Below are 2,826 nucleotides of genomic sequence, written 5' to 3'. Positions count from 1 at the left end.
TATCAAATTCTCATTAATAAATTCTGCTTTATCATTATTTACAGTTACTCCCTCTGCTCCTGCTCCTGATACAGTCTGTCCTTTATCATCTCTATAATCTTGTCCTACTATTATTTGTCCTTTGTTTATAGCTTTTCCTTTATTATTTAAATATACCCCTTTGGAACCTTTTCCTGATACTAAAACATTTCCAGTTGTTTCATTTGTAAACTGTCCTGCTCCTCCAAAAAATACTCCTATTCCTCCATTTGTTGCTTCTATTGTTCCATTGTTTGTAGCTTCTCCCTTATCCTTTAAATATATTCCTTTGGAATCTTTTCCTGATACAGATATTTTCCCTTCTTTTTCATTTATAAAATTATTATTTTTTTCATCTACAATTACACCATTTTTCCCGTCTGTAACTACTATATCTTTTGAAACACTAAATTCACCTACATTAAATGTTTCTCCGTATCCTTCTGTCCCCATTAATAAAATTACAGCAGATAAAAACAATAATTTCTTTTTTGCCATTGTCCCTCCTCATTTTAACTAAATATTTTTCGTTTAAGTAATAAAAAAAGTATAGGTAAGAACTTAGATTAATTTAATTAGTCCAAGTTCTGCCTATACTACACTTCTACATTAAAATTTTTTCTTAATTAAATCCCATCATCAAAGTTGTCATCGTCATTATTAGGCTTTTCAGGTTTAAATTCAGCAATCTCATCTTTAGCAGCTTCTATCATTTCAGCTATATCCTCATCTATATCATCTGAATCAGCAGTTAAAGCTGAGTACACTAAAGTAAAGTTAACTCCAGCTAAAATTTTAACATTATCATTTCCAGCATATTTCATAGCTGCTCTATTGAATGGAGTTCCACCAAAAATATCTGTTAAAAATATGATTTTATCATAAGCTTTTAACTCTTCCATAGCTTCTTCATATTTTTTTTCTAAATCAGTAACAGACATCTCTGCCACATAATCTACAGTTCTTAGATTTTCCATCTCTCCACATACTAATTTTATAGTACTTTTTAATCCACTTGCATAGTTTCCGTGAGTTGCAACAATTACTCCATACATAAATTTACGCTCCTTATTTTATCCTAATTCTGTTACCATTCTCAAATACTACAACACTACCATAAAACATATGGTTGTTATCCCCTATTAACAACTTGTCATGTTTTACTATTTCAGAACTGTTAACATAGATCTCTTTTATCTTTCCACCCAAACTTAGTTTTATACCTTTACAACTTTCAAATTCCTCATCACGATTATTTTGATGAACTGGAATATTTTCAATTTCAATATCTTTTTCCAAACTGATTACAGTTGCTACAAAATTATTATTACTAATTTTTATTGCAGTATGCTCTTTTAATTGATTATATCTTGGTGAGTGATAATGAGTAAAAGTTGAGATATCTCCATCTGAATAGACAAATATATCATCTGTTTTTAAAGTTCCTTTCTCCAATGAAAACTGAACTTTATCATTCAAGTGAAAATATGCTTCTAATCTATCCTCTTTATCTACCTTTACATCATCAATAACCACTAGAGTTTTTATATCTTTGAATAAGAATACATCTCTTCTAAAAACTCCCATATTTTCATTATTTTTTGCTAGCCAAACCATCTCAACAAAAGATAATTCATCTCTATTTTTTACAGACATTCCTAAAGGTTCAATTAATCTTTCATACTCCCATGAATTTTTAATAACTGTTCCCTTTAGTTTTTCTAAGGTTGCTGTATTATGTGAGAAATCACTATTTAATTCCATTCTCTCTCTACACTCAGTATATGAGTATCTTCCACCATCAATTAGTATAGGAATTCCTCTATAATTTAAAGTGATTGCACCTTGTGAACTTTGTCCATGTGAACTACCATGTAACCCATTAAAACAAGTTAAATAGTAATCTTTATCTTTTACTACTGCTAATCCAGCCATATTATCATAGTAACTATCTTCGTATTTCTCTTTTACAAGTTCATCTAACTTACTAAGATAATAGTCACCTAATAAAACCTTAGATTTTAAATTTTTTAAATAGTTAGAATCCTTATCATTTAACAGTTGCATCCCTCTATAGAAATCATATACATATGAAAAATCAACATAATCACTATCATTTAAAGCTAGTAGATAATCTTTTTGATCACACATATAGTAAGCTGATTTTACAAATCTCTTTAAAATTTCTCTTAGATTGATTGGTAATTCTATAGATAAGGTTTCACTAATCTGTAAAATGTGAGCATAATTTAATATAACCTCATGATGATACAGTGGACTCTGTTCCCATTGTATTCCATCTTCAGTAAATTGTAATTCAATTGTAGTTTCTAATTTGTCCCAGATGTCTCTATAGTTTTTTACACTCTCTTTTTCAAATAAAATACTTAAAATCAAACCACTTAAAGCAAGCACTCCCCAGTTGCTTAATAAAAGTTTATCTTTAAAATTAGACTTCAAGTATTCTCTATGAACTTCCATTGAAGTTAAAAGTTCTTTCCATTCTTGTTCAGTAAAATTTTCTTTTCCAATATATACTAGACTACGTACCCAGAAGCCAAGTCTTAAACCTGTATCTAAGGTTCTCCAACATCTTTTATTTTCAGAGTTAGGTTCTCCCTCTTCTCTGATAAATGAAAAAACTAAATCTTTCCACTTTAGCAAGTACTCTTGCTTATCTGTTAACAGATAAGCAAGAGCTAAATCTAAAGTAAATCCATTACGACTAAGCATGAAGCACCACTCCTCATCCCCATTAGGAGTGTCCTTCCATTTATAGTCATTTATTTTATATGGAATAAAAGAACT

At 29.5% G+C, this 2,826-nt stretch carries 3 protein-coding genes; all 3 read right to left on the bottom strand.

What is annotated here, in order from left to right:
• Nucleotides 1-516, bottom strand: a 516-nt coding sequence (locus QZ286_RS03175; protein ID WP_291255535.1) for a hypothetical protein, incomplete at its 3' end; no start/stop codon positions are given.
• 128 nt (nt 517-644) lie between these two features.
• Nucleotides 645-1,073, bottom strand: coding sequence for a PTS sugar transporter subunit IIA (locus QZ286_RS03170; protein WP_291255534.1), 429 nt, complete (start codon nt 1,071-1,073; stop codon nt 645-647).
• Between the two features lie 13 nt (nt 1,074-1,086).
• The coding region (locus QZ286_RS03165; protein ID WP_291255533.1) for a heparinase II/III family protein at nt 1,087-2,826 on the bottom strand (1,740 nt) is incomplete at its 5' end.

It is taken from the genome of Fusobacterium sp. (genome assembly GCF_019012925.1).
Lineage (GTDB): Bacteria > Fusobacteriota > Fusobacteriia > Fusobacteriales > Fusobacteriaceae > Fusobacterium_A.
Note: the sequence above shows the minus strand (reverse complement) of the source record. Positions and strands in the feature narration are given on the sequence as shown.